Raw genomic sequence first — 21,342 nt, forward strand, 5'->3', positions numbered from 1 at the left:
CTGAAGGTCACGGGTCCGAACGGCTGCTGGGCGACGATCCCCGACTGGCTTCCACGTTGAGCAGGGTGTCCAGCAACGCTGCCAGGACGTCGGCCGCCGCGGGGACTGCTAGTCGGTAACGCGACCGGCGGCCCTCGGGCGCGACAATGACCAGACCGCTGCTGCGCAGCACCGCCAGGTGGTTGGAAAGATTCTGCCGAGTGATCTCCAGCCGCTCGGCCAACTCGGCCGGGTAGCCCGGTGCATCGCGGAGAGCCATCAGCAACTGGACCCGGGTCGGGTCGGCCAGTGCACGACCCAACCGAGCGAGCGCCGCCGCTTGTCCCACGATGCCTACTCCTTGCTGATGTCTGCTCGGTGAGCAGCGAGGGTTGACGATGTCAGGCCGGCAGCCCGGCACAGGTCTGTGCAGGCGGCGGCTTCCGAATCCCTGAACGGTCGACCTTCGCCGGCTCTCGCCGACAGATCATGCTCGCTACCGCGAGTTCCGCTGCCGATGACATCCAGCCCCCCGGGCCTGTCGTGATGGACCCCCACGGTTTCCTCGGTCGCATGCGACGGGTCCGCACGCCCTGAGGCGCCGTCGACAGCTACGACCGTGGTACGCGCGCATGTGGCAGAGGAGCCTGTGCGGTCGGGAGTCCGCCCGCAAGCCTGCGATGGTGGCGCGTCCCCAGCGTGACCGACGCATGCCGCAGGACGGTGCAGCGCCGGTCACCGGGAGAGTCGGATTCATCCGAGGGTGCCCGCTCCACGTCCATGCTCACCGTTGGCCGCCCGGTGTCTCCCCTGCAGGACGCGGATGGCCGGCCCAGCGATGAGGGTTAGCGCGACAGCAAGCAGAACCGGGAGGTCGCCGGTTCGGGCGTAGGGGGTAAGACCGGTGCGGAGAGGAACCGTGGCTGTGAGGAGCTCGGGCGTGCTGAGCAAGCCCTGCCCGGCGATGGTGCCGTCAGGCAGCACGATCGCGGTGTAGCCGGTGGGCGCGGCCTGCATGACGGCGCGGTCCAGCTCCTGGGCCCGCATCCGGGCGGCCGCCACCTCGGTCGCTGGCACCTCCTCGGTGATGTACGAGGCAGCGTTGGTCGGTACCAGCAGAACCTGGCCGCCGGCGGTGACGGCGGCACGGGCCCGGTCGGAGAAGAAGACCTCGTAGGAGATGACCACACCCAGCCGCCCCGCGGGCGTCTCCAGCAGCCCCGGGTCGCGACCGGGAACGGCGTCCCGGGGGACGAGCGCCGTCATGTCGGAGACCCGTTCGAAGAGGCCACGGGCCGGGATGTACTCCCCGAACGGCACCCGGTGGACCTTCTCGTAGCGGTCCACGATGCGGCCGTCCGGTCCCCACGCCACCGCGGCATTCCGGAAGCTCGTCTCCCCGGACTCGGTGACCCCGGCGACGACGGTGGCGCGGGTGCGCCGAGCGAGCGCCGCGACCCGGTCGGCCTCGCCGGTCTCGGCCACTGCTCCGGTCACCCCGATGCTGCTCTCCGGCCACAGGACGAGGTCCAGGCCGGCCGGCAGGTCCTCGCTGACGTCGAACAGCCGCTCGGTCACCTCCTGCTCGTCGGCCTCGACGGCGGGGATCCCGCGCGGGCCGCCGCCCTGCACCACGGCGGTCCGCAGCTGGCTGGCCGGTCCGCCGCTCGGCTGGGCGAGGGCGACACCGCCGGCGCTGACTGCTGCCACTGCCGCGACCAGCAGGACTGCGCGGATCCGCCGGTGGGCCGCGGCCAGCCCGGTCACCGCCGCTCCGGCAGCAGCGGTCAGCCCGACGACGAGGAGGGAGCCCCCGAGGGGGGCAGCCGTGACGAAGGGGCTGTCGAGCTGTCCCAGGGCGATCCCCGGCAGGGGAAACCCTCCGAAGGGGAATCGGGCGCGCACGGCCTCCAGTGCGACCAGCGCCACCGGAACCGTCCACCAACGCCCCCGTCCGGGATCGACCAGCAACATCGCCGCGGCGAACAGCGCGACCTCGAGCACGAGGACGGCGGCGAAGCCGGCAGGGTGGAAGCTGGTGAGCCAGGACAGGGTCGGCGCGAAGAAGCCCACGCCGGCCACTGCGCCCAAGATCAGCCGCTGCTGCCACCGGAGGCCGAGCAACGCCCAGGTGAGGGCGGCAACGCCGACCGGTGCGAGGTACCACGCCGAGCGCGGTGGCATGCTCCCCGCCAGCAGACCGCCGGCCGCCAGCCCGGAGAGCAAGCGCGGCCAGCCGGGCAGCCACCGATCACGCCCACGGCGAGCCGTCACCGGCACGTTCCGCGGCCCGGCAGTCGTCGAGGCCGTCACCTCCGTCCGGTCATGGCGCGGCGGCATCGGCTACCAGCCGGGACGTGAGTTCCTCGAGCCGAGCAGCAGACACCGCCCCGATCTGCCGGTCAATGATGCGGCCGTCGGCGGCCACGGCGAGCGTGACCGGCAGTCCGGGAGCAGCCAGGTCAGTCAGCAGTGCCTTGTCCTCGTCGATGACCTGCGCGTAGGTCACCCCGAGGTCGGTCAGCAGTGAGACCGCGGCCGGGCGGGTGTCCTGCGTGTTGACCCCCAGGAACCCGACCCGGTCGCCGTAGCGCTCGTACGCCGCCTGCAACAGCGGCATCTCCTCGCGGCAGGGAGCACACCAGCTCGCCCACAGGTTCAGCAGGACCGGTCGGCCGCCGAGGTCCTGCAGCGTCACGTCCTGGCCGCCCACGAGGCAGGGCAGGCGCAGTGCCGGCAGACCCGCCCCGCCGCTACCCGTGGCACCGTCGGCAGTGAAGACCTCGCAGTCGGCCACGCCGGCGGGGACGGCCACTCGAGCGGTGTCGGCGTCCCCGGACGAGGTCGCCGAGCCGGCCCCACACCCACTCAGGGTGACTGCGGCGATGACTGCGGCGGTTGAACGGCGGAGCCAAGTCCGGTGCGGCCGCGCCGGACTCATCCGGGCGGCCAGGGCTGGCCCGGTGCAGTGCAGTGGGGGACGGGGCACGACTCAGCCTACGAAGCCGGACCGAACGAATGTGCCGGTAACCGACGAGCGTGCGCACGGACCCTCGTACAGCTCCCCATCGGTCACCCTCTCCCGCGACGCCCCTTCAGGAACGGTCGCGACCCCCGGCAGAGCGGTCATCACGTGTCGAGCGGGGGAGCGTCACTCGAAGCCGGTTTCTCGACTCCTGGTCGATCGGCCCGCCGACGTGAGCCCGGTACGTCCTGGACCGCCTGGCGGGTCGATCATCGCTGTCTTGCCTCGGCTGGCCTTCATCGAGCAGGCCGGCGGAGAGTCCGTGGAGTCGTTCGTGCACGTCGCCACTCCCGCCCCTGGCGAGTCCCGCCAGCGACACCGTCGTGGACCGTTCCTCGCCGGAGCCCGGCACGGACGTGCCGGTGATCCGGGCGAAGATGCGTTCCCCGCACCATCAGTGTGGCCAGAAGCCCCAGCAGCATGGTGATCGAGCTGATGAGGACGGCGACCTGCCCCGGATCGTAGGAGACCTGCAAGGCCGCGAACTCCTGGAACCCGTCGAAACGCACGACGGTGCCGTCCTCGAGTGTCGCGCTCTGCCCGATACCCAGGTTGGCCTCGCCGACCGCGTTGAGCGCACCCACGTCGATCTGTCTCTGGTCCAGGCTGAAGACCGGCTGCGGCCGGCCGCTGTCCAAGCCCAGGTAGCCGCGGTAGCCGATGATGGCCACCTGTGGGTTGAGCGGTCGCGCGTCGACCGAGGTCAGAACGCCGCCTTGGACCACGCCGGTGGGTGCGAAGAAGCCCTCGAGGGCGAAGTCGTCACCGGGGCCGTCGCCGACGTCGGGGAGCTTCACCACGCCCTCACTGGCGAAGGTGGCGCTGTCTCGGGGCAGGAACGGCGCTGAGATCTCAGCGAAGACCTGACCGTCCGGCATCGTCACCGTGAACAGTGGGGTGAAGCCGTGCCCGGTGACGTACAGCCGGTCACCGTCGGAGCGGAACGGGTCGTTGACCCCGATCGTCGTCTGCGTCTGAGGCGCTCCTGGTTCGGCCTGCACGCCGATGTCGGCGGTGAAGGAGGCCGGAGTGCCGTTCAGTTCATAGGTGGCACGGAAGTCCACCAGGTCGAAGCACAGTGGTGTCAGGGTGCCTTGGTCGACCAGTGGCCCGGCGGTGTACTGGTCGTACTGCTGGAAGGAATTGCAGAAACCGTCGCCCTCAGTGACCAGGATGCTGCCTTCGTATCCCCACATCTTTCCGCCGGCCAGCGCAACCAGGAGCGCCAGGAGGGAGGCATGGAAGACGAGGTTGCCGGTCTCCTTGATCCGGCCGCGTTCGGCCGAGATCTCCACTCCGGCGTCGGTACTGCGACGGGCCACGCGGAAGCGCGCCGATCGCAGGTCCGCCTCGACTCGGTCGGCCATGGTGCCGGGGGGTAGCGACACCTGGTCGGTGCTGTTGACCGGGAGCCGGTGCAGATGGCGCGGCACGGGTGGGGGCTCGGCCCGCGCGGCCCGCAGGTGCTCCCTACAGCGCGGCACCAGGCACCCGATCAGCGAGATGAACAGCAGGAGGTAGACCGCTGCGAACCAGGGGCTGGCAAAGACCTCGAACATGCCCAGCTGGTCGAGAACCGGGGCCAGCGTGGGGTTGTCCCGGAAGAACTGGGCCACCGAACTCGGACTGAGCGACCGCTGCGGGAACAGTGAGCCGGGCACAGCCGCCAGGGCCAGCAGGAACAGCAGCACCACCGCCGTCCGCATGCTCGTCAGCCACCGCCAGCGACGCAGCAGCCACCGTCCGGATCGGTGCGGCAGGGAGTCCCGAGGCGGCAAGGCTGGGGTCGCTGCCGGGCTTGTTCGCAGGTCGGTCACAACGTTGCTCCTCTGGCCGGGCCGCGAACCGGTCCCGGTGGACACGGCCGGACGCTCGTGTGCGTGCTCACGGTGGCTCCTCCAGCCGGTCTGCTCCTTGCCGGCCCCCGGGTCGTTGGTGGACAGGAACAAGCGGCGTGGTCGATCGAAGGCCGGTGCGGCCGCCGTCCGACAGGCTACGAGGCGCCCTAGTAGTAGGCGGGCAGTGCGGTCCTCGTGCTCCGCCCTGACTGCAGCGGTCGTCCGCGCAGGATGAGGCTGCTGCTGATTCCGCCGCAGGCCGCCCACTGCCGGGGTCCGGCAGGCGCACAAGGCCGATTTACACTATGGGTCTTAGTAGAACGGTCGGCCTGTTTCGCACCCACGTCCGAGGAGACCTGTGGCCAACGACCGCATGAGCGACAAGGAAGGCGGGGTCTCTGCCGGGTCGAGCCGGGCCTCGGCGGCCAAGGCGGGACCGCGGCCGGCTGGGCGCGCGAGCGGCGCGGGGGGTCGGCGGACCCGGCCGCCGGGGCACGTCGTCGCCCGGCCCCCTCGGCCCTGGGGGCTCATTGCCGCCGCGCTCGCCGTGGTGGTCTTCGCGGTCGCTGTCATCGGGTACGCCGTTGTCACGGTGAACCGGGCTGACGCCGACAAGGTCACCTCGGCGGAGCAGATCGCCGGGATGCAGGCCTACGACTACCCCAACGGTCAGGGGCACGTGGCAACCCCGGTCGACTACCCGGAGTCGCCCCCGGTGGGAGGGGACCATGACGGCGAGTGGGCCGACTGCACCGGAACCGTCTACTCCGTCGACATCCGCAACGAGAACGCCGTCCACTCACTCGAGCACGGCGCGGTGTGGATCACCTACGACCCCGGGCGGGTGAGCGAGGACGACATTGCCACGCTGAGCGAGCTCGTCGACGGCACGTCGGGGCGGATGCTGTCCCCTCGCCCGGGGCTCGGGGCCCAGATCAGCCTGCAGTCGTGGAACAACCAGTTGACCGCGGAGGCGGCCACCGACCCGCGGCTCCAGCGGGCCGCCGACTTCCTCACTCTCAACCCGGAGATCACCCCCGAACCCGGAGCGACCTGCGAGAACCCCGCGTTCATCAGCACGCCGCTCGTGGCCGGCGATGCCAGCCGCGCCGGTGGGTGAGTGGGCGCCGTGACCAGCCACTACACCGACTCCCTCCGGGGCCCGCGGTGAGGAGCGCCGGCCAGCCGCCAGGAAGCCCATCGGTGCGGCCCGCGGGATGGCGCTGGTTGACGGTCGGCCTGGTAGCGGTCGTCGCGCTGGGGCTGCTGGTGATTGGTGGGGGGCTGGCTGTCGTGTTGGGCATTGGAGCAGACGACCAGCCGTCGACCGATTCCGTGGACGCAGGCTTCGCCCGCGACATGTCCGCCCACCATCTCCAGGGCGTGGAGATGGCCAACCTGGCCGCCGAACGTAGCCAGGACCCGGAGGTGCGGCAACTGGCCTTAGACATCTCCTCAACCCAGACAAACCAAGTTGGCCGGATGCAGGGCTGGCTGACGCTCTGGGAACTGAGCATCTCCGGCGGTCAGTCCATGGCCTGGATGGACGGCGCTGCCGGCGATGACATGTCATCCATGGAGGCCGGTTCTGGAGTGACCGGCAGCCTCATGCCGGGCATGGCGACGGAGGACGAGGTCGCTGAGCTGCGTGGGTTGAGCGGGTCGGCGTTCGACGTCCAGTTCCTCCGGCTCATGATCCGCCACCACCAGGGCGCCAAGGACATGGCCGAGGACGCGGCCGCCAACGCCTCGCAATCCGCTCTTGCGAACCTGGCTCGGACCATCGCTGAGACCCAGACCGCAGAGGTCGGGACGATGACCGACATGCTCACCGCTCGGGGCGGCACTCCGCTGAGCGCGCCCTGACACCTGACATGGGCGTCTACGGACCTGAGCGCACCGGTCCACGTCGGCTGACATCGCTCTTGAGCCGGCACCGGCACCGGCAGCCCCGAAGGGCTCCAGCCGGCGGGCCGCCTGCTGCTCGCGCATTCGACCCGCCTACCGGACGTGCTTCACCCAGGTCGGCCAGGCTGACCGACCCGCGCCGACCTCGCGGATCGCTCGAATGAGCTTTGCCTCTCGACTCCCCTTGGGAAGAAAACCCACCGCACCTGCCTCTCGCGCAGCCCGCACCACGTCGCGACCCACCGCGGCGCTGAAGATCAAGACGCGCGCCTCTGGATGTTCACCGGTGAGCCGACGGGTGGCCTCGATCCCGGACATGTTCGGCATCGTGAGATCCATGAGCACGACGTCGGGGGCGACAAGTTCGGCGAGTTCCAGGGCCTGGCGCCCGTCGCGAGCCTCACCCACCACAGACAACCCGTCAGTTGACGCGAGCAACTGCAGAACGGCGGCGCGCACTGTCTGGTGGTCGTCAACGACCAGCACACGAATCATCGTTGCGGCCCTTCCCACGCGGGCTGTCGGGAAGCCCGCCGGTCAAGGTGCTATTAAGCATCGTCGTAAACGCGGGGGTTGGTGTCAGCTTTCACTTGAGGGCCCGGTGCCTGGGGAGTCACGCACCATCCGAAGTACAAACAAGAGACGTTCCGCGCCGGCTGATGAAAGGTTGCGCCCGCGGGGATGGCGCCATCTGTCCGCCAGGACGAGTGCGAACGGCAGGAGCGGGACCGAGGGGAGCTGAGCCAGCAGGAGACCGCGGATGCTCCTGGACTGTTATCCAGCATGGGCAATCGTTCCACCCGGTGGCGTTGCCGGCCCCGGAGCGCCGAGCTCGTCCGCCTCTGGGTTGCACGGCCGAGCAGGTTGATAGGGGCAGGGCGGCCGTTTCGGGGGCGCCTGCAGACGACGGCGGGTGGCGTCACCTCCATAATGCTACCGACCGTACGCGTTATCATCGCCGTGTGACGATCACCGACGTGCCGACGGGAGCCGCCTCGCCAGCGGCCCTGGCGCCGGCGGACGCGTTGTTCCACGGCCTGGGTGACTGCGCCCGCCTCGCGTTGCTGCGGCGCCTCGCTGAGGGCGACGCCCGGGTGGTCGATCTTGTCGCGGAGCTCGGCCTGGCGCAGCCCACGGTGTCGGCGCACCTGGCCTGCCTGCGGGACTGCGGCTTAGTCGACTTCCGCTCCCGGGGCCGCGCTGCGGTGTACTTCCTGACCGACCCTGAGCTGTTGAACCTGCGCGGCGCCGCGGAGAGGCTGCTGGCCGTCACCGGCAACGCGGTCGTTCTCTGCGCCGGCTTCGGCGGCACCCGACCGGAGCTCCGACCCGTCACCACAGCCGAGACCACCCACGACGAGGAGAGCACCCGATGAGCGACGCCTGTGGCTGCAGCGACGACGAGACCACCCCTGCCGGCAAGGAGGCCGAGGAGCACGAGGCCGAACGGCTGTGGCAGGTGCGCGAACTGCAGGCAGCTGCCGTCGCCGGGGTGCTGCTCGTCGCCGGCCTGATTGCCGGGGGCGCCGACCGTCCCGGCCTGCAGCTCGGCCTCGAGGTGGCCGCGCTGGCGGTCGGCGCCTGGACCTTTGTCCCGTCCACGCTGCGCCGGCTGGCGAAGGGCAAGATCGGCGTCGGCACGCTGATGACGATCGCCGCCGTCGGGGCGGTGCTGCTCGGCGAGGTCGGCGAGGCCGCGATGCTGGCCTTCCTGTACTCGATCAGCGAGGGCCTGGAGGAGTACTCGCTGGCCAAGACCCGCCGCGGGCTACGGGCGCTGCTCTCGCTGGTGCCGGAGCAGGCGACTGTGCGTCGCAGTGGTGTCGAGCAGGTCGTGGCCCCCGCCGAGCTGCGCGTCGGCGACGTCATGGTGGTCAAGCCCGGCGAGCGGATCGCCACCGACGGCGTCATCGGCAGCGGGCGCACCGCCCTGGATGTCTCGGCGATCACCGGCGAATCGGTGCCGGTGGAGGCCGGGCCGGGCGACGAGGTCTTCGCCGGATCGATCAACGGCACCGGCGTGCTCGAGGTGCGGGTCACCACGACCGCCGAGGACAACTCGCTCGCCCGCATCGTGCGGATCGTGGAGGCCGAGCAGTCCCGCAAGGGCGAGGCCCAGCGCCTCGCCGACCGGATCGCCAAGCCGCTGGTGCCCGGCGTGATGATCGCTGCCGCGGTCATCGCCGCGATCGGCAGCCTGTTCGGTGACCCCCTCGTCTGGATCGAGCGTGCCCTCGTCGTGCTCGTCGCAGCCTCTCCCTGCGCGCTGGCCATCTCCGTGCCGGTCACCGTCGTCGCCGCAGTCGGCGCCGCGAGCCGCCTGGGCGTACTGGTCAAGGGCGGCGCCGCCCTGGAGGCACTCGGCGCGATCCGCGGTGTCGCGCTGGACAAGACCGGCACGCTGACCCGCAACCGGCCGGCCGTGGTGGAGGTCGCCACCGTCCCGGGGACCACTCGCGAGCAAGTGCTGGACGTCGCCGCGGCGCTCGAGGCCCGCAGCGAGCACCCCCTCGCCCGGGCGATCCTGGCCGCGGTTCCCGGCGTCACACCGGCCGACGACGTGGAGGCCGTCGTCGGGGCCGGGCTGGTCGGACGGGTAGGCGGCCGCCCGGCGCGGCTGGGCCGTCCCGGCTGGATCAAGGCCGGCGTGCTCGCCGGCGACGTGCAGCGGATGCAGCACGCCGGCGCGACCGCGGTGCTGATCGAGGTCGACGGGCAGCTCGTCGGCGCGGTCGCGGTGCGCGACGAGCTGCGCCCGGAGGCGGCGGAGGTGGTCGCTCAGCTGCGCCGCGACGGCTACACCGTGGCCATGCTGACCGGCGACAACTCCGCCACCGCCACCGCCCTGGCCCGGGAGGCGGGCATCGAGCAGGTGCACGCGGAGCTGCGCCCGGAGGACAAGGCGCGCCTGGTGGCCGAGCTGCGTGGTCAGCGGCGCACCGCGATGGTCGGTGACGGCGTCAACGACGCCCCGGCGCTCGCCACCGCCGACTTGGGCATCGCGATGGGCGCGATGGGCACCGACGTGGCCATCGAGACCGCCGACGTCGCGCTCATGGGCGAGGACCTGCGGCACCTTCCGCAGGCCTTCGGCCACGCCCGCCGGGCCCGCCGGATCATGCTGCAGAACGTCGCGCTGTCCCTGGCGATCGTGATCGGTCTGATGCCGCTGGCGCTGTTCGGCGTCCTCGGCCTGGCCGCCGTCGTGCTCGTGCACGAGGTCGCCGAGGTCTTCGTCATCGCCAACGGCGTGCGCGCCGGCCGGACCAAGCCGCTGGCCTCGGTGTCCGCCGCGCCGGCGCCGGCGCCGGTCGAGTTGACCGGCGCCGTCCGGTGACGGGGGCCGGGGGCTCCGGTCCCGGGCGGGTCCGGCCGGCCCGTCGGCGACTGTGGGTGGCGGCGGCCGCGGCAGCAGTTGCGGCGGTGGATCTCGCCGCGAAGGCCTGGGCGCAGCAGGACCTGTCGGCGACCGGGGTGGAGCTCGGGCCGGTAGACCTGCGGCTGGGCTACAACCCGGGTGTGGCGTTCTCCGTCGGCGCCGAGGCCCCGGCCTGGCTGGTCATCGCCGTCACCGCCACGATCACCGCGGCGGTGGCGGCGTTCGCCTGGCGCGCGGCACGGCACGGCGGCCGAGCCCAGCTCGCCGCGCTGGCCCTCGTCCTGGGCGGCGCGGTGGCCAACCTCGCCGACCGCGCCGCGGACGGCGTGGTCACCGACTACCTGCACACCGGCTGGTGGCCGACGTTCAACCTCGCCGACACCGCGATCGTCACCGGCGCACTGTTGCTCGCCGTGACGGCCTGGCGGGGCGACGCGGCGCAGAAGCGGTCCGACCGCTCAGACGCCGCTGAGGCCTCGCCTCCGAGGGATGCGTCTTCCCCCTCCGGCCGGGGAGATGTGTGACGCGCTGCTGATCCGCCGCGTCAGCGCGGCGGCGTGATCGGCCCGGTGCGCTTGTGCGCCGTCGCGGTGTAGTGGTGGATGATCGCCGCTTCGGTCTCGGGGCGGACGGGACGGCCCTCCAGGAAGTCGTCGATCTCCTCGTAGCGGAGGCCGAGGACTTCCTCGTCGGGCAGCTGTGGGCGCAGGGACTCCAGGTCCGCGGTCGGGGTCTTGGTGACGATGCGTTCGGGCACGCCCAGGTGTTGGGCGAGACTTCGCACCCGGCGCTTGGTCAGTCCGGCGAGCGGGTTGGCGTCGACTCCTCCGTCGCCGAACTTGGTGAAGAAGCCGGTGACGGCTTCGGCGGCGTGGTCAGTGCCGATCACCAGTCCGTCGAGCGCGGCGGCGATGCCGTACTGGGCGACCATCCGCTGGCGCGCCTTGATGTTGCCCAGCGCGTGGTCCGCTCTGTCGGCGGAGGGGAAGCGGAGCCCCGCCGCGGTCAGCCCGGCCAGGGCGGCATCGCTGGCCGGGCGGATGTCGACGGTGAACAGGTGGTCGGGCTCGATGGCGTCGAGGACCTCTCCGCAGTCGGCCTCGTCGTGCTGTCGTCCGTAGGGCAGGCGCACCGCCACCAGTGCGGCAGCCCCCGGGGGGCGACGTCGCACCGCGAGGCGGCAGAGCATGCCCACCGTCGCGGAGTCCACGCCGCCGCTGATGCCGAGCACCAGCGTGCGGAGGCCGCTGGCGGCCAGCAGGTCTGCCAGGAACTGGCTGCGGCGGTCCGCCTCCTGGGCTGGGTCGAAGTCGGCCAGCACACCGAGTTCCTGGGCTATGCGTCGCTGTACTTCCCGGGCGCCATCGGTCATGGGGTGATCCCTTTCAGGCGTGGTCGGTCGAGACGACATGGAGCAGCGATCAGTCCGGCCCGGGCGCAGTGGAGGATTCTCACGCCTGCGGGTCGGAAGGGGGGCTCCGATCCGGACGTGTCAGCGAGATCCGAGGGGCGGCGTCGAGGCCGGCCAGCACGTCGGCCACGCTCATCGGCGACCACGGGACGGTGGCCGGGGGCAGTGATCGGAGGGCGGGGCCGTAGCGGGCGAAGGCGGCGAAGTCTGCTGGGAAGGCGTCGGCGTCCACGCCGAGCAGGCGTCCGCGTCGCCGTGCGCGCTGGGCGAGGAGTTCCCACGATGGGGCATCGACCTGGCCGCGGGACGGGACGCCGTTGCTGAACAGGAGGATGTCGACGTCGTCGTAGGGTGCGCGGTCGAGGTAGTTCGCGAGGTCCTGCGCCGCCCGGCGCACCGGGAAGAACGTCCAGAACGGTACCGACGCGGTGGTGATCGTCCGCCAGGGGTCGTGGACGATGAAGGAACTCACCAGCAGCCGCTGCGCGGGCTCGCCGCGCTGCTGCAGCCAGGCGCGGAAGGTGTCAGCGACTCCGGCCGCGGGGGCCTGCGGGTGGTCGTAGCGCACGTCGACCACGGGGTGCCCGGTGCGGATCGCCCGGGTGTGGGCGTCGTCTCCGAGCGCGTCGGCGAACCCCCATTCGGCCTCCGCAGCGACGTCGTCGGTGGGCGGGGCGCCGGGTTCGGCCGCATAGTCCGCGGCGGTCATGCCGCCGTGCGCCCCGTACTGGAACACGTGCCGCGGTCCCAGGCGCGTCACAGGCCACGATGACCGGTCGCGCACGACGATGATGGGCGCGCCGGGCTCGAGCCGTTCGCCGAGGAGGCGCTCGTACGCCCGGGGCAGCGTGTGCCACTTGATGCGGAAGTACGCCATCTGGGAGGCGCTGAGCGCGTCCTGGTTCGGGTCGTGCATGTGGTGCAACTCGATGGTCGGATTGCGATCCAGCAGCGCCGGCGCGTGCCGGGCCCCGAACTCGAGCGCGGAGCCGACGTCCCGGGGGTCCACCCCGGGACGTCGCACCGGCACCAGCAAGGTCTGCGGTAGCCAGGGCACGCCGGCGGCGGCGGCGAGATGGGACAGCGCGCCGTTGGAGGAGCCGAGCAGCACCCCCGGATAGCGCCGGGCGGGGTAGTGGTCGGTGATCCAGGCGGCGACCCGCTCGAGGTCGATCCGGCCCAGATGCTCTGGGGGAACGCCCTCCCGGCCGCTCGCCTTCGCGTACACCCGACGGCGCAGGGGGAGGGGAAGGAGGGCGCCGGCGCGGACGAGGGGAACCTTGAGCCGGGACTGGCCCAGGTGCGGGAAGTCCTGTCCCTGGAGTGCTCGTGCCAGGGCGGTGAGCAGCGCGCTGGCCGAGTCGAAGGACGCGACGGCTTTCTCCGCCGGCAGGTCCCTCACTTTCGACCCCCGTGCCCGGCAGGGGGGAGGCCGGCGCTGTCCCGTTGGGCGCTCGCGATCATGGGAGCGCGGAGCCGGCTCGGTCGGCGAGCCGACGCAGCGGCTCGGACCACGCGGAGGGATCGAGCCAGACGAAGGCGTGCGCGCCGGTAACGCTCACGTGGTCGCCGTCCGGTGCTCGCCGGGCGAGGTCGCGCACCCAGCTCTCGCGGCTGAGCCGGTCGTCCGCCGCCCGGATGGCGAGCATCGGCATGGGCAGGCGCCCGACCTGATCCTCCAGATGATCGGCGAGGTGCACCCTGAGCAGGTGACCGATCCCGCCCGGCCCCGCACGCTTCCACTCCGGGATGTGGTTGGCCTCCAGACCCGGTGACGGCGCACGGGCGTCCAGGCGCCAGCGGAACAGCAACCTCGGGAGGGACCGCGCCATCGGGTCGATGGTCGGGCTCGCCAGGCCGACGGCGGCGACTCGCTGGGGGCACAGCACGCCGGTCCACGCCGCCACCTGGGTGCCGCTCGAGTGGCCCACGACCACGGCGCGGTCGAGTTCTGCAGCCTCCAGCCAGTGCGCGACCGTTCCTCCGTAGCCCCGGACATCGAGGTGGTGCGTCGGCTCGCCGCTGCCGGCGTATCCGGGCAGATCGAGCAGGTGCACCTCGGTCCACTCGCCGAGGGCGGCACAGGCCGGCAGCAGGTAGTCGGAGACAGCCATGCCCTGCACGACCACGACCGGCGGGACGTTCGGGCGCCGATGGCCGAGCACCCGCGTGCGGACGCGGCCCTCGGGCAGGTCGGTGTACCGAAGCAGCATCTCGGCAGGCAGCGAGGGGGGAGTCGGCACGAGCCGCTCCTACCCCGCGCTCACGGAGGCGTCGCCGTGGTGTGTCGCCGCGGGGATCGGCCGGTCCGTTCCGGTCCGGATCAGCGCGCCGGCGGGCAGCACGGTCACTCCGCCCGAGGCCGGCGCCGGGCGGTGGAGCCGTAAGTGGGACACAGGTCGACGGCGTCGCCGGTCTCGGCCAGGAGCCGCTCGGCTGCCCCGAGGAGCTCCATCAGGTTCGGTTCGGTCGCCAGGGAGAACATCGACGCGCGGCCCTGCGGCCGGGACGTCACCAATCCGCAGTCGCGGAGGCAGGCGAGGTGCGCGGACACGGTCGACTGGGCCAGGCCCAAGTGTGCCGTGAGGTCCACGACCCGGTGTTCGCCTGCGGCGAGGTGGCGCAGGATCGCCAGCCGAGCCGGATCGGAGAGGCTGTGGAACAGCGAGGCGGCCGGCGACAGAGCCCGCGCCTCGTTGACCGCGGGGCCGGTCTCGACCGACTCCTGGACCTGCACTCTCATCGTCACGGGACGATGATAGGTCGCGCGCGCGGATCGCGGCAACGTGCGCCCGCCGCCTCAGCTCTCAGTGACCTCGGTCGACCGCAGCGGCTGGACCAGCCGGTACTTGCCGCCGCCCGTCGGCTGCGGTGGCGCCCCGTCGAGGTGCAGGGCGACGTCGAGTCCGTGCGCGCGCAGCAGTCTGTCGATCTCCGTTGCGAGGCTGCGCCATACCTGTTCGCGGTCGGCGCCGGCTGCCGGCCGGAGACGCACGCTGAGCGCGGTCGGAGCGGTCTGCGCGATCTGGGCCAGCTCGACGCCGGGGATCCGGTCGAGCAGGGCGGACAGGGTCAGCGGCGTGATGGTCACCGGTGAGCCGTGCGCATCCGGAAGGGTGAGGACGTCGGCCGCGCGGCCCTGTACCTGGATCGCCGGCAGCGGATTGCCGCACGCGCAGGGATCAGATCGGGTAAGCACGCTGTCGCCGAGGTCGTAGCGCAGGATCGGCTGCACCCGGTTGGCCAGGTTGGTCAGTAGCACCGTGTGGGACTGCCGCCCGGGCGGAACCGGCCGGTGATCGGCGTCGACCGGCTCGAGGATGGCCCAGTCGCTGTTGACGTGCAGCCAACCCTGTCGACAGCTGAAGCTGAGGAAGGGGCATTCGGTTGCGGCATACGAGTTGCCCACGGTCGCTCCGAACGCGTCGGCGATCCTCCGCCGTTCGTCGGGGGCGAGCCCCTCGGCGGAGAGGGTCACCAACACAGGATTGATGTGCAGCCGCCCGGCCTGCTGTTCGCTGGCCAGCAGAACGGCGGTGCTGGCGTAGGGCGCGAGCAGGGCCGGGCGGAAGGAGTTGAGCTCCGCGACGAGCTGGGTCAGAGGGGTCTGCACGGAAAACAGCCGCACCGTCCGGGCGCCGCGACGGGTGTTGCGCAGCCGGGCCGCTGCGGCGACCGAGGCGAAGTGCCCGCCGGTTGCGCTCACCATCGCCGTGCGGCCGCGGCCGGCGACGATGCGGAACACGTCCCGTGGCCGCAGCCAGCTCGCCAGCATGCGGCCGGCCATCGCGGTTGCCACCACCAAGGCCTGCTGATCGATGAGGAACATCCCGCGGATCCCCGTGGTGCCCGAGGTAGTCGCCACGGTGTTGGCGTTCAGAAAGGGCTGCCCGATCAGCGTGCTGTCGGCAACGAACGCCTCCACCGCCTGACGAGTTACCCGATGATCGGTGACGATCTCGTCGAACCGCGCCATCAGTTCGCGCTTGGTCGTCACCGGCAGCAACGACGGGTCCTCGATGCGTTCCGGCAGCCCGGCGTACAGCTGCCGGTAGAAGGGCGACCGCGTGCGTGTGAACGCGATCAGATCGGCCAGCCGCGCGCGCTGGCGCTCGGCGACCGCAGCCGGCCCCGCGCGGTAGGTGCGCCTTGCGTCCAGCAGCGCGGGCAGGACGTGCGGGTCCGCCGACGTGTTCCTGGCTGCGGTGCGTCGCGGGGAGAGCGGGGGACGCATCATTGCCGCCTCAGGCGACCCGGTCGGCCACGCCGAGGACATAGTGGCCACGTATCCGGGTCCGCCATCGTCGGCCGACGGCAAGGCCCTGCCGCTCGAGCTCGGCGACGAACTCGGCAGCGGTAAATCGGTTCTGCGTGGGGTGGTCGAAGAGCCATCGGTACCCGCGGGTGGCCAGCGCGTCGGCGGTGACCTCGTCGAAGTAGAAGCGGCCTCCAAGGCGCAGCACTCGCGCGACGTCGCGGACTGCCGCCTGCCAGTCCTCGACGTGGTGCAGGATCCCGAAGTCGAACACCGCGTCGTAGCTGCCGTCGGCTGCGTCGAGCGTGCGTCGCAAGTCGGTGACATCCCCGGTGGCGAGCCGGACTCGCTTGCTGTGCCGGGCCAGCCGGCGCCGCGCCCGGTCGACCATCTCGGGATCGAGGTCGACTGCGTCAACGCGGTCGGCACCGAACCGCTCGAGGATGAGCTCGGTGCCGTAGCCCGCGCCGCAGCCCAGCTCGAGTGCTCGCGCCTCGGGTGCCAGCTGCCCGCCCAGCCGGAGGAGTGCCGGGGTCTCGTACCACCGCTGCAGCGCCCGCCGGGCGCCGCTGTTCACCAGGATCGTCTCCACGCGGTTCATGAGCATGCGGATCACTCCATCGCCTGGGCTCATCGGCATCGTCTACGATCGATGAATAGCAGCAGCGACGGTGCATGTCCAGCAGAGCGACAGCCTGGCCCACTCGCCGCCGCCCACCTCAACTGCAAGTAGCCATCCCGGTCACGGCTCTAGCGAGGATGTCGCAGGGCACACACACGATCGGCAGTCGTCCGCGCCCAATAGCGTCTGGAGGTGCTAGCATCGCCAAGAAACGATGCTAGGGCATTGTGGCGTAGACGGGATGACACCCAGCGCTCAGCCGGCCGTCCGATGCCGGTACTCGACCAGAAGGCAGTCATGGAGATCCTCACCTGGACCCTGCAGGCCATCGGCCTGTTCATGGTCACCAACATCGACGACATCATCGTGCTGTCGCTGTTCTACGCGCGGGGCGCCGGCCAGCGGGGCACCACCACCAAGATCCTCGCCGGCCAATACATCGGTTTCGGCGCCATCCTGGCCGCGGCGGTGCTCGTTGCCCTGGGCGCGCGCAGCTTCCTGCCCGAGGAGGCGATTCCGTACTTCGGGCTCATCCCGCTGGTCCTCGGCCTGCTCGCGGCCTGGCGGGTCTGGCGCAGCGATGACGACGACGATGACGACGAGGGCAAGGTCAGCGGCAAGTCGCTCAGCGTGCTCACCATCGCCGCGGTCACCTTCGCCAACGGGGGAGACAACATCGGCGTGTACGTGCCGGTCTTCGCCACCGTCGGCACGGCAGGCATCATCGCCTACTCGATCGTGTTCCTCGCCCTGGTGGCCGTGTTGGTCGCCGCGGCGCGCTTCGTCGCCACGCGCAAGCCGATCGCCGAGGTGCTGGAGCGCTGGGAGCACATCCTGTTCCCGATCGTCCTCATCGGCCTGGGCATTGCCATCCTCGTCGAGGGCGGCGCGTTCGGCCTCTAGGCCTCGTCGACCTCGACGGCCGGGAAGACTGCTCATCGACGTGCACTGGAGGGGAACTGTGGACTACGACCTCGTCGTCCTCGGCGGAGGTAGCGCCGGATATGCTGCAGCGTTGCGCGGCGCGCAGCTCGGCATGACGGTCGCCCTGATCGAGGGCGACAAGCTGGGCGGCACCTGCCTTCACCGCGGATGCATCCCGACCAAGGCGTTGCTGCACTCGGCGGAGGTGGCCGACACCATCCGGGAGAGCGGCACGTTCGGCGTGCTCAGCACCTTCGGCAGCATCGACATGGCCGCCGTGCATGCGTTCAAGGACTCCGTCGTCGGCCGCCTGCACAAGGGGCTGCAGGGCCTCGTGTCGTCTCGCAAGGTCGACCTGATCGGCGGCTGGGGACGGCTCGTCGCCCCGGACACCGTCGAGGTCGACGGCACTCAGTACCGGGGGGCCAACGTCGTGCTGGCCTCCGGGTCCTATCCGAGGTCGCTGCCGGGCCTGGAGATCGGCGGGCGCATCATCACCTCTGAGCAGGCGCTCGAACTGGACCGCGTGCCCGCCAGCGTGATCGTCCTCGGCGGCGGCGTGATTGGCGTCGAGTTCGCCTCGGTCTGGAAGTCGCTGGGCGCCGACGTGACCATCGTCGAGGGCTTGCCCCGCCTGGTGCCCAGTGAGGACGAGGCCCTGTCCAAGGGCCTGGAACGCGCGTTCCGCAAGCGGAAGATCGCCTTCCACACCAGCACGATGTTCGCTGGCGCGACCCAGTCCGACAAGGGCGTTGTGGTCACCACCCAGGACGGGAAGACCCTCGAGGCGGATCTGCTGCTGGTGGCCATCGGTCGCGGGCCGGCCACCGCCGACCTGGGCTACGCGGAGAACGGCATCCCGATGGACCGCGGCTTCGTCCTCACCGACGAGCGGCTGCACACCGGCGTCGACAACGTGTACGCCATCGGCGACATCGTGCCCGGCCTGCAGTTGGCGCACCGCGGCTTCCAGCACGGCATCTTTGTCGCCGAACAGATCGCCGGCCAGAATCCGGCACCGATCATCGAGTCCGGCATCCTACGCGTCACCTACTGCGAGCCCCAGATCGGATCGGTGGGACTCACCGAGGCGCAGGCCCGGGAGCAGTACGGCGCCGACCGCGTCGAGATCACCGAGTACAACCTGGCCGGCAACGCGAAGAGTCAGATGCTGCAGACCGCCGGCTTCATCAAATTGGTGCGGGAGACGGACGGCCCCATCGTCGGTGTCCACATGCTCGGCGCTCGGGTCGGCGAGCTCATCGGCGAGGGCCAGATGATGGTCAACTGGGAGGCCTATCCCGACGACGTCGCCCGCCTCGTGCACGCCCACCCCACGCAGAACGACGCCATCGGTGAAGCCGCCTTGGCTCTCGCAGGCAAGCCCTTGCATGCGCACGACTGACGGCGCGCCCTCAGCGCCTTACGTGATGCGGGCCCGCGCGTGGCAACCCGGCGGTCACTCAATAGCGGAACTTTGCGACCGAACTGTGGAGTGAGGTCGCCATGCGGGCGACCTCGTCGATGGCGCTCTGCGCCTCGGTCATCGCGCGGGTCGTGGATGTGGTGGCCGTCGCGACGGCGTTGATGTTCTCCGCAATCTGGCTCGCCGAGAGCGCCGCCTTGGGCCGCTGTCCGCGATGTCAGTCACCCGTGCGGGCGGCGAATTGTTCCCGCGGCGGCCGTTAGATCATCGGACCGCCGATCAGCTGGAGCAGTCGCGGCCGGGTCAGCGGGCGGGCGAGGCAGCACTGGACGGCGTCACGGGAGGTGCTGCCGCGGTCCGCTGCGGGCGGAGGAAGAGGATGAGGACCGGCACGATGTAGATCGACCAAGCGATCGCCTGCAGCCAGCTGGTGGTCGGGGTGAAGTTGAGGGTGCCCCGGAGCAGGGTGCCGTACCAGCTGTCCGGCGGCACCGTGGTGGAGACGTCGAACGCCAGGGTGTTCTGTCCCGGCAGGAGGCCAGCTTCCTGCAAGTCGTACACGCCATAGGACAGCACGCCGGCCGCAACGACGACGAGCAGGGACCCGGTCCAGCGGAAGAACGTGGCGAGGTTGATCCGCAGCGCGCCCTTGTAGAACAGGTAGCCCAGCAGCAGGGCGGTGAGCAGACCGAGCGCTGCGCCGATCACAGGCTGGGTGTTCTGGCCGGTGGCCTGGACCGTCGACCAAATGAAAAGGGCCGTCTCCAGGCCCTCGCGGCCGACCGCGAGGAATGCGGTCACAACCAACGACCCTGTGCCCATTGCCAGCGCGGCCTGCATCCGGCCATGCAGTTCCGCGGACAGCGACCGGGCGGTGCGCCGCATCCAGAACACCATCCAGGTGACGAAGCCGACGGCGACGATCGAGAGGATGCCGCCGAAGGCCTCCTGCGCCTGGAAGCTGAGAACGCTGGAGGTGAAGGTCAGCAGGGCGCCGAATGCCAAGCTCAACAGCACGGCCGCGAGAACGCCGGTCCACACGGGAGCGAGTCGATCTCGGCGCCCGGCCTTGACCAGATAGGCCACGAGGATGCTCACCACCAGCGCGGCCTCAAGGCCCTCACGCAGACCGATCAGGTAGTTGGCGAACACGGGGGCTCCCTAGGTCGAGGCATATGAAGCTAGCCTTACCTCACCACGTCGCCAACGCGGGGTTCGCCAGCGGCCCTTCGACACAGGCGTTGCCTCTGACTCCGTCGGGCGGTGTGGGAGGGCGCCCGGGAGAGGGCCAACTCAGCACGCTTGAGCTCCTCACCCGTTACGGTCCCTCTCGCGCCAACCTCACCCCTGCGGCCCAACCGGCGATCTGCCGCTCGAGCTCGCTGTCATTTCGGCCCTCTGGCTGCGCCCGCCCTTCCCAACTGCACCGGCGACTCCGGACGGCTGGAACCTGACGGTCAGCGCCATGGTCGTCGTAACTAGTCAGCTCGTGTTCATGGGCGGCGGACGAGCCTGGCGCAGTACCCCGCCGCGACTGGCACTGCCTGGCCTAGATATGTCAACCGCGAACAGCGCTCGAGGGCGTGTGACAAGACAGGCTCCCGGTGATGGCCCGGAGCGACCTGACCGCGGTGATGCGCCGCCTCGACGTCCGCACCCGCACCCAGCTGGCCATCCTGCTCAACCGCGACCACTCGCCGGCGGCGTAGCGGGGAGGGTCCTCCCCGCTACGTCACCCCTCCCGCTACGTGACGTCGCGGCGGGTGAGGAGCAGACCGGTCAGCGCGGTGAAGACGACGAGGAAGCCGGCCAGCACCCACGCCGCCTGACCGCCGTCGACGATCGCCGCGACACCCGGGGTGCGCAGCTCCGCGTGGTCCCCGGCCAGCGCGGCCACCAGCGACCCGGCGTTGACCCCGGGCAGCGCGGCCTGCGCCGCGTCGAACGCGCCGAGCAGCGGAGCGGCGACGTTGACGACCAGGTTCTCGATCGCCAGCACCCAGACCAGCCCCAGCCCGATCGGCAGCGCGGTGCTGCGCAGCGCCGTCCCCAGCAGCATCCCCAGCGCGCCCCACGTGGCGGCGATGAGCAGCCCGCCGCCGAACCCGCGCAGCAGCTGCCCGGCCCCGGGCCAGTCGACGGTCGCCGAGGCGCCGGCCGCGATCGCCCAGCTCACCAGGGCGGTGAGCAGGAAGCTCAGCAGCACGGTCGCGGCCAGCACCACCAGCAGCGCCAGCAGCTGACCGGCGAGGACCGTCAGCCGGCGGGGGCCCTGGGCGAGCAGCGTCTTGAGCGTGCCCCAGCCGTACTCGCTGCCGGCCAGCAGCGCGCCGAGGGTGAGCAGCAGGGCCCCGCCGAACAGCGGCAGCCCGGACAGCGTGTTCTCCACCAGCCGGTCGGGCAGCGTGCTCGCCAGCAGCGCCTCGGGCGGGCTGCCCCTCGTAGGAGGAGCCGCGTAATAACTTCGTATAGCATACATTATACGAAGTTATACGATGTCCGGGCTGCCGCTGTTCGGCGGGGCCCTGCTGCTCACCCTCGGCGCGCTGCTGGCCGGCAGCGAGTACGGCTGGGG

The 21,342-nt window shown here is 71.2% G+C and carries 20 protein-coding genes; 7 read left to right on the forward strand and 13 right to left on the reverse strand.

All coding sequences use genetic code 11. The features are described from left to right. Positions 1-7: 7 nt before the first annotated feature. The 4 genes from MODMU_RS07905 to resB form a co-directional block, all read right to left on the reverse strand. The gene (locus MODMU_RS07905; RefSeq protein WP_014739685.1) at positions 8-328 is read right to left on the reverse strand and encodes an ArsR/SmtB family transcription factor; all 321 of its coding nucleotides are present in this window, start codon (positions 326-328) and stop codon (positions 8-10) included. 404 nt (positions 329-732) lie between these two features. After that, complete coding sequence (gene lnt / locus MODMU_RS07910) at positions 733-2,253, reverse strand: apolipoprotein N-acyltransferase (RefSeq protein ID WP_231851796.1); 1,521 nt, start codon at positions 2,251-2,253, stop codon at positions 733-735. A gap of 49 nt (positions 2,254-2,302) precedes the next feature. Continuing rightward, positions 2,303-2,794: a TlpA family protein disulfide reductase gene (locus MODMU_RS07915; protein ID WP_014739687.1), complete on the reverse strand. Its 492-nt coding sequence runs from the start codon at positions 2,792-2,794 to the stop codon at positions 2,303-2,305. Positions 2,795-3,240: 446 nt separating this feature from the next. After that, positions 3,241-4,698 (reverse strand): cytochrome c biogenesis protein ResB, encoded by a 1,458-nt coding sequence (resB, locus tag MODMU_RS07920; protein WP_231851797.1) that lies wholly within the window; start codon positions 4,696-4,698, stop codon positions 3,241-3,243. Between the two features lie 736 nt (positions 4,699-5,434). Here resB and MODMU_RS07925 point away from each other — a divergent pair. Continuing rightward, complete coding sequence (locus tag MODMU_RS07925; RefSeq protein WP_231851798.1) at positions 5,435-5,962, forward strand: thioredoxin-like domain-containing protein; 528 nt, start codon at positions 5,435-5,437, stop codon at positions 5,960-5,962. Between the two features lie 107 nt (positions 5,963-6,069). Beyond that, positions 6,070-6,708 carry a DUF305 domain-containing protein gene (locus tag MODMU_RS07930; RefSeq protein WP_231851799.1) on the forward strand — a complete coding sequence of 213 codons (639 nt, stop codon included), beginning with the start codon at positions 6,070-6,072 and terminating at the stop codon, positions 6,706-6,708. 135 nt (positions 6,709-6,843) lie between these two features. Here the strand turns inward: MODMU_RS07930 and MODMU_RS07935 are convergent, their stop codons facing one another. Beyond that, a complete protein-coding gene (locus tag MODMU_RS07935) occupies positions 6,844-7,245 on the reverse strand; it encodes a response regulator (protein ID WP_014739691.1) in 402 nt (133 codons plus the stop codon). Between the two features lie 467 nt (positions 7,246-7,712). On the opposite strand from MODMU_RS07935, the gene MODMU_RS29375 reads away from it, so the two are divergent. The 3 genes from MODMU_RS29375 to MODMU_RS07950 all read left to right on the forward strand — a co-directional run bounded on the left by MODMU_RS29375 (position 7,713) and on the right by MODMU_RS07950 (position 10,653). Continuing rightward, positions 7,713-8,126 carry an ArsR/SmtB family transcription factor gene (locus tag MODMU_RS29375; protein WP_014739692.1) on the forward strand — a complete coding sequence of 138 codons (414 nt, stop codon included), beginning with the start codon at positions 7,713-7,715 and terminating at the stop codon, positions 8,124-8,126. Beyond that, positions 8,123-10,087, forward strand: a complete 1,965-nt coding sequence (locus MODMU_RS07945; protein WP_041795078.1) for a heavy metal translocating P-type ATPase — start codon at positions 8,123-8,125, stop codon at positions 10,085-10,087. The genes MODMU_RS29375 and MODMU_RS07945 overlap by 4 nt, the downstream gene beginning before the upstream one ends. An 86-nt stretch (positions 10,088-10,173) precedes the next feature. Beyond that, positions 10,174-10,653, forward strand: coding sequence for a signal peptidase II (locus MODMU_RS07950; protein ID WP_231851800.1), 480 nt, complete (start codon positions 10,174-10,176; stop codon positions 10,651-10,653). Between the two features lie 20 nt (positions 10,654-10,673). On the opposite strand, the gene nadE is transcribed toward MODMU_RS07950, so the two are convergent. The 6 genes from nadE to MODMU_RS07980 all read right to left on the reverse strand — a co-directional run bounded on the left by nadE (position 10,674) and on the right by MODMU_RS07980 (position 16,402). Beyond that, positions 10,674-11,501 carry an NAD(+) synthase gene (nadE, locus tag MODMU_RS07955; protein WP_014739695.1) on the reverse strand — a complete coding sequence of 276 codons (828 nt, stop codon included), beginning with the start codon at positions 11,499-11,501 and terminating at the stop codon, positions 10,674-10,676. Between the two features lie 79 nt (positions 11,502-11,580). Beyond that, positions 11,581-12,942: a hypothetical protein gene (locus MODMU_RS07960; RefSeq protein WP_014739696.1), complete on the reverse strand. Its 1,362-nt coding sequence runs from the start codon at positions 12,940-12,942 to the stop codon at positions 11,581-11,583. Between the two features lie 58 nt (positions 12,943-13,000). Further along, the gene (locus tag MODMU_RS07965; protein ID WP_014739697.1) at positions 13,001-13,783 is read right to left on the reverse strand and encodes an alpha/beta fold hydrolase; all 783 of its coding nucleotides are present in this window, start codon (positions 13,781-13,783) and stop codon (positions 13,001-13,003) included. A gap of 104 nt (positions 13,784-13,887) precedes the next feature. Next, positions 13,888-14,283, reverse strand: coding sequence for an ArsR/SmtB family transcription factor (locus MODMU_RS07970; RefSeq protein WP_041796216.1), 396 nt, complete (start codon positions 14,281-14,283; stop codon positions 13,888-13,890). A gap of 57 nt (positions 14,284-14,340) precedes the next feature. Then, positions 14,341-15,774, reverse strand: a complete 1,434-nt coding sequence (locus MODMU_RS07975) for a phenylacetate--CoA ligase family protein (protein ID WP_197537398.1) — start codon at positions 15,772-15,774, stop codon at positions 14,341-14,343. A gap of 10 nt (positions 15,775-15,784) precedes the next feature. Beyond that, a complete protein-coding gene (locus tag MODMU_RS07980) occupies positions 15,785-16,402 on the reverse strand; it encodes a class I SAM-dependent methyltransferase (protein ID WP_014739700.1) in 618 nt (205 codons plus the stop codon). 312 nt (positions 16,403-16,714) lie between these two features. Between MODMU_RS07980 and MODMU_RS07985 the strand changes: the two genes are divergently transcribed. Both MODMU_RS07985 and lpdA read left to right on the forward strand, forming a co-directional pair. After that, complete coding sequence (locus MODMU_RS07985; protein WP_041796222.1) at positions 16,715-17,320, forward strand: cadmium resistance transporter; 606 nt, start codon at positions 16,715-16,717, stop codon at positions 17,318-17,320. 58 nt (positions 17,321-17,378) lie between these two features. Beyond that, positions 17,379-18,746, forward strand: coding sequence for a dihydrolipoyl dehydrogenase (gene lpdA / locus MODMU_RS07990; protein ID WP_014739702.1), 1,368 nt, complete (start codon positions 17,379-17,381; stop codon positions 18,744-18,746). A 324-nt stretch (positions 18,747-19,070) separates the two neighbouring features. Here the strand turns inward: lpdA and efeU are convergent, their stop codons facing one another. Both efeU and MODMU_RS08000 read right to left on the reverse strand, forming a co-directional pair. Next, the gene (gene efeU, locus MODMU_RS07995) at positions 19,071-19,919 is read right to left on the reverse strand and encodes an iron uptake transporter permease EfeU (RefSeq protein WP_014739704.1); all 849 of its coding nucleotides are present in this window, start codon (positions 19,917-19,919) and stop codon (positions 19,071-19,073) included. Positions 19,920-20,511: 592 nt separating this feature from the next. Then, a complete protein-coding gene (locus MODMU_RS08000) occupies positions 20,512-21,246 on the reverse strand; it encodes an ABC transporter permease subunit (RefSeq protein WP_231851802.1) in 735 nt (244 codons plus the stop codon). Positions 21,247-21,342 lie beyond the last annotated feature (96 nt).

The sequence above is a fragment of the Modestobacter italicus genome (assembly GCF_000306785.1).
GTDB classification, from domain to species: Bacteria; Actinomycetota; Actinomycetes; order Mycobacteriales; family Geodermatophilaceae; genus Modestobacter; species Modestobacter italicus.